General features: G+C 61.0%; 8 protein-coding genes. 7 read left to right on the top strand and 1 reads right to left on the bottom strand.

The window, feature by feature from the left end; genetic code table 11:
- The 4 genes from MOV61_RS28500 to MOV61_RS28485 form a co-directional block, all read left to right on the top strand.
- A partial coding sequence (locus MOV61_RS28500; protein ID WP_408962445.1) for an NAD(P)H-dependent glycerol-3-phosphate dehydrogenase occupies positions 1 to 266 on the top strand: 266 nt, incomplete at its 5' end.
- 37 nt (positions 267 to 303) lie between these two features.
- Positions 304 to 594, top strand: coding sequence for a YciI-like protein (locus MOV61_RS28495; RefSeq protein ID WP_247038809.1), 291 nt, complete (start codon positions 304 to 306; stop codon positions 592 to 594).
- Between the two features lie 8 nt (positions 595 to 602).
- Positions 603 to 1,034, top strand: coding sequence for an EVE domain-containing protein (locus tag MOV61_RS28490; RefSeq protein WP_105427922.1), 432 nt, complete (start codon positions 603 to 605; stop codon positions 1,032 to 1,034).
- Positions 1,035 to 1,297: 263 nt separating this feature from the next.
- A complete protein-coding gene (locus MOV61_RS28485; RefSeq protein ID WP_247138993.1) occupies positions 1,298 to 1,942 on the top strand; it encodes a methyltransferase in 645 nt (214 codons plus the stop codon).
- 23 nt (positions 1,943 to 1,965) lie between these two features.
- Here MOV61_RS28485 and MOV61_RS28480 read toward each other — a convergent pair whose 3' ends face one another.
- Positions 1,966 to 2,391, bottom strand: a complete 426-nt coding sequence (locus tag MOV61_RS28480) for a hypothetical protein (RefSeq protein WP_247038813.1) — start codon at positions 2,389 to 2,391, stop codon at positions 1,966 to 1,968.
- A 286-nt stretch (positions 2,392 to 2,677) separates the two neighbouring features.
- Between MOV61_RS28480 and sdhC the strand changes: the two genes are divergently transcribed.
- The 3 genes from sdhC to MOV61_RS28465 all read left to right on the top strand — a co-directional run.
- Positions 2,678 to 3,070: a succinate dehydrogenase, cytochrome b556 subunit gene (sdhC, locus tag MOV61_RS28475; protein ID WP_247138992.1), complete on the top strand. Its 393-nt coding sequence runs from the start codon at positions 2,678 to 2,680 to the stop codon at positions 3,068 to 3,070.
- A gap of 11 nt (positions 3,071 to 3,081) precedes the next feature.
- Entirely contained in the window at positions 3,082 to 3,462 is a 381-nt protein-coding gene (gene sdhD / locus MOV61_RS28470; RefSeq protein ID WP_038546523.1) for a succinate dehydrogenase, hydrophobic membrane anchor protein, read from the top strand.
- Between the two features lie 7 nt (positions 3,463 to 3,469).
- Positions 3,470 to 4,720: FAD-binding protein (locus MOV61_RS28465; protein WP_247138991.1), on the top strand; the 1,251-nt coding region annotated here is incomplete at its 3' end.

Raw genomic sequence — 4,720 nt, 5'->3', positions numbered from 1 at the left:
CGGGCCTCGGCGACCTGGTGCTGACCGGCACCAGCCATCAGTCGCGCAACCTGCGTTTCGGCATCGCGCTCGGCAGAGGCGAGGGCACTCAGGCCGGCGGACCGCTGGTCGAAGGGGCGTTTGCGGCATCCGTCGCGGCGCGTCTTGGCGAGAAATTTTCGGTCGAACTGCCGGTCACCAACGCGGTGGCCGATATCATCGACGGCAAGCTCGATATCATGACGGCCATGGAACAACTGATGACCCGGCCGATCACCACCGAATAAGATCATTTCCCCAATAGGATCATGCAAGGAGAGACTGATGCTGTTTGCGTTTCTGTGCACCGACAAGCCCGGCCATCTGAACGTCCGGATGGAAACCCGCCCGACCCATCTGGATTATCTGAACAAGCTCAATGCAGAGGGCGTGCTGAAGTTCGCAGGCCCGTTCCTCGATGACGACGGCAAGCCGAACGGCAGCCTCGTGGTCGTCGAAGCCGCCGACATGGCCGCCGCTCGCCTGGTCGCCGAAGCCGATCCCTATTACCTGGCCGGCCTCTTCGAGAAGGTCGAAGTGAAGGCCTGGAACTGGGTCTTCAACAAGCCGGAGTGAGGCGACAGATGGCATATTGGCTTTACAAATCCGAACCGTCGGCCTGGTCCTGGGAACAGCAGAAGGCGGCGGGCGAAAAGGGCACCGAATGGACCGGCGTGCGAAACTACCTGGCGCGCAATAACATGCGGGCCATGAAGATCGGCGACAAGGGCTTCTTCTACCACTCGAATGACGGGCTGGAGATCGTCGGCATCGTCGAGGTCTGCGCCCTGTCGCATCCCGATTCCAGCGCCAAGGGCGATCCAAAGTGGGATTGCGTCGACATCCGCGCGGTGACCGACATACCGACGCCGGTGACGCTGAAGGATATCAAGGCGAACCCGAAGTTCGAGAAGATGTCGCTGGTGACGTCGATGCGGCTTTCGGTGCAGCCGGTGACCGACGAGGAATATTTCGAGATCTGCAAGCTCGGTGGTCTCGACAACCCGCCGCGTTAACCTAAAGTGGCGGTTGTGCGGAGTATTGGCTGCACGCCAAGCGATTTTAGGGGGCTTCAATGGGGTCGTTCAGCATTTGGCATTGGTTGATAGTCATTATTTGGTTGGTTGTGTTTGGTTGGCCAATCGCGAAAATTCTGAGGCGAATGGGCTTTTCAGGCTGGTGGACCGTCATCGCATTTGTTCCGCTGGTCAATATCATTGGCTTGTGGGTCGTTTCTGTCGCCCGTTGGCCCGTCATAGACAGGCAATAAGCGGAAAAATTGAAGACTGATCCCCGGACATTCATCCTTCAAAACACGGATATCGCCGCGCCGCCGCATGTGCCGGAAATCCGGCTGCATCTGGCGAGCGAGGCGCATGACCTCTGGCTGAAGACGGAAGAGGATCTGGAGGAAATCGGCCTGCCGCCGCCGTTCTGGGCTTTCGCCTGGGCGGGCGGGCAGGGGCTTGCGCGTTATATTCTCGATCGTCCGGATGTGGTTGCGGGCAAAGAGGTGCTGGATTTCGCCAGCGGCTCGGGCCTGGTGGCGATTGCCGCGCAGCTTTCCGGCGCCGCCGACGTGCTGGCGGCGGATATCGATCCCTGGGCTGCGAGCGCCACAGCGCTGAATGCCGCGGAGAACGGGGTGGTAATCCGCTCCACAGCCGACGACCAGATCGGCGAGGTGGTCGGGGCGGATGTCATCCTGGCTGGCGATGTCTTCTACGACCGGGATTTTGCGGCGGCCTTGATCCCATGGTTCATGCAGCTTGCGGATGAGGGGAAACTGGTCCTGATCGGCGATCCGGGCCGCAGCTATCTTCCGAACGACCGGCTCGAATCGCTGGCGGTCTACCAGGTGCCGGTCACCCGGGCGCTGGAAGACAGCGAAGTGAAGAAGACGACCGTTTGGCGGTTTGTTTAGCTTCGAGCAGATAATGCCGCGTCTCAGTTCCCGCCGCGGATGACGCAGACGCCGGCTTCATAAGAGCAGGCGTTTCCGAAACCGCGCAGGCCTGTGCCGACATCGATGATCTTGGCCCTGGGGGCAAGCACCACGCGACCTTCTTCTCCCTGCCAGTAGCCTTCCGAAAAGTAGCGTGAAAAATGAATGCCGAAGTCGGGGATCGGGGGGGCCTGCAGCGGTCCGCTGAAAATGCCGAGCCTGCGGACGAACGATGCCGTGCCGGTGTAGAAAACCCGGAAGCTTTCCACGTTGGGTGCGCCATCGCCCTGTTCGACCCAGTGATTGCCGCCAAGGCGGTAGACGCTGCTGTCGGCGCCGCGCCAGCCGTCGCGGGCATTGGCGGCGGATGCGAGCGACGCAAAAAGCGCCGCAGCGACCAGGACAGGCTTGATGCGATTCGCGATCATGGCGAAACTCCGGAGAACATGATTAACGAAACGTTACCATAAAACGGCTCGTCACGTCCCGGCGGCAACGAAATCTTTCGAAATTGTAGTTAATGTGACGGCCGGGTTTGAACCACGCCAGCCACGAGAAAGACACAATCGATTAAATTGAAAATCGGTTTGAATTGTTCTTGTCGTCCGACATCCGTGCGATTAAACCACGCCAATGATGCAATGCACATTTCTTCGGCACCGTGCATTGCTGGGCGCCCGCCCTTGATACCGCATACGACGCCGCGAGGTTCTGATGGCGAATGTGACAAATAACCGGCCTCTGTCGCCGCATCTGCAAATCTACAAGTTCATTCCCACCATGGCGATGTCGATCGTCCACCGCATTACCGGTGGCGCGCTCTACGTCGGCACGTTGCTGGTCGCCGCCTGGCTGATCGCGGCCGCATCCGGCGAGCAATATTTCAATCAGGTCAACTGGCTGTTCGGCTCGATCATCGGACAGATCGTGCTGTTCGGCTATACCTGGGCCCTTCTTCACCATCTGCTCGGCGGCCTGCGCCACATCATGTGGGACATCGGCTACGGTTTCGAGAAGGAATTCTCGACCATGCTGGCTAAGGCCAATCTCGTGGCTTCCATCGCGCTGACCGTTCTGGTCTGGGCGATCGTGCTCATCGTTCGCTGAGGAGATTGATCATGGATATGCGCACTCCTCTCGGAAAAGTCCGCGGCCTCGGCTCCGCCAAGAGCGGCACGGAGCATTTCTGGCGTGTCCGGACGACCGCGGTCGCACTCGTGCCGCTTCTCCTCTTCTACGTCGTCTTCCTGATCATCTATGCAGGCAAGCCTTATGCCGAAGTGGTCGGCGCACTGGCCAATCCCTTCGTCGCCACGATCAACGGGCTGACGGTCGTCGCCAGCATCATCCACATGCGTCTCGGCATGGAAGAGATCATCCAGGACTACATCCATTCCGAAGCCACGAAGATCGTTCTTCTGATCCTCAACGCCTTCTTTTCCCTCGCGGTGGGCGGCCTCTGTCTTTTCGCCGTCCTGAAAATCGCATTTGCAGGATAACCCCGTCATGGCATCCGTCACCCCCATCGCCCAGAACGGCAAGGCCTATACCTATGTCGACCATTCCTATGACGTGATCGTCGTCGGCGCCGGTGGTGCTGGCCTTCGCGCCACGCTCGGCATGGCTGAACAGGGTTTCAAGACCGCCTGCATCACCAAGGTCTTCCCGACCCGCTCTCACACCGTGGCCGCCCAGGGCGGCATCGCCGCCTCGCTGCAGAACATGACGCCGGATAGCTGGCAGTGGCACCTTTACGACACCGTCAAGGGCTCCGACTGGCTCGGCGACGTCGATGCCATGCAGTATATGGTCATGGAAGCGCCGAAGGCCGTCTACGAACTCGAGCATTATGGCGTGCCCTTCTCCCGTAACGAAGAAGGCAAGATCTACCAGCGGCCGTTCGGCGGCCACATGCAGAATTTCGGCGCCGGCCCGCCGGTGCAGCGCACCTGCGCCGCGGCAGACCGCACCGGCCACGCCATCCTGCACACGCTCTACGGCCAGTCGCTGAAGAACAACGCGGAATTCTTCATCGAATATTTCGCGCTCGACCTGATCATGTCGGACGACGGACGCTGCACCGGCGTCGTCGCGTGGAACCTCGATGACGGCACGATCCACCGCTTCGCCGCCAAGATGGTGGTGCTGGCGACCGGCGGTTACGGCCGCGCCTATTTCTCGGCGACATCAGCCCATACCTGCACCGGCGACGGCGGCGGCATGGTGGCTCGCGCCGGCCTGCCTTTGCAGGACATGGAATTCGTGCAGTTCCACCCGACCGGCATCTACGGCTCTGGCTGTCTGATCACCGAAGGCGCGCGCGGCGAAGGCGGTTACCTCGTCAATTCCGAGGGCGAGCGCTTTATGGAACGCTACGCACCTTCGGCGAAGGACCTCGCCTCGCGCGACGTCGTCTCGCGCTGCATGACGCTGGAAATCCGCGAAGGCCGCGGCGTCGGCAAGAACAAGGACCACATCTTCCTGCATCTCGACCATCTCGATCCGGCCGTTCTGCACGAGCGCCTGCCGGGCATTTCCGAGAGCGCCAAGATCTTTGCGGGCGTCGACGTGACGCGGGAGCCGATCCCGGTCCTGCCGACCGTGCATTACAACATGGGCGGCATCCCGACCAACTTCTACGGCGAGGTGCTCAATGCCGACAGCGCCAATCCGGAGCGTCTGCTGCCGGGCCTGATGGCCGTCGGCGAGGCGGGCTGCGCCTCGGTTCACGGCGCCAACCGCCTCGGCTCCAACTCG

It is taken from the genome of Neorhizobium sp. BETTINA12A, from assembly GCF_023006485.1.
In the GTDB taxonomy this organism is placed as follows: domain Bacteria; phylum Pseudomonadota; class Alphaproteobacteria; order Rhizobiales; family Rhizobiaceae; genus Neorhizobium.
This window is presented reverse-complemented; position numbering and strand designations above follow the sequence as displayed.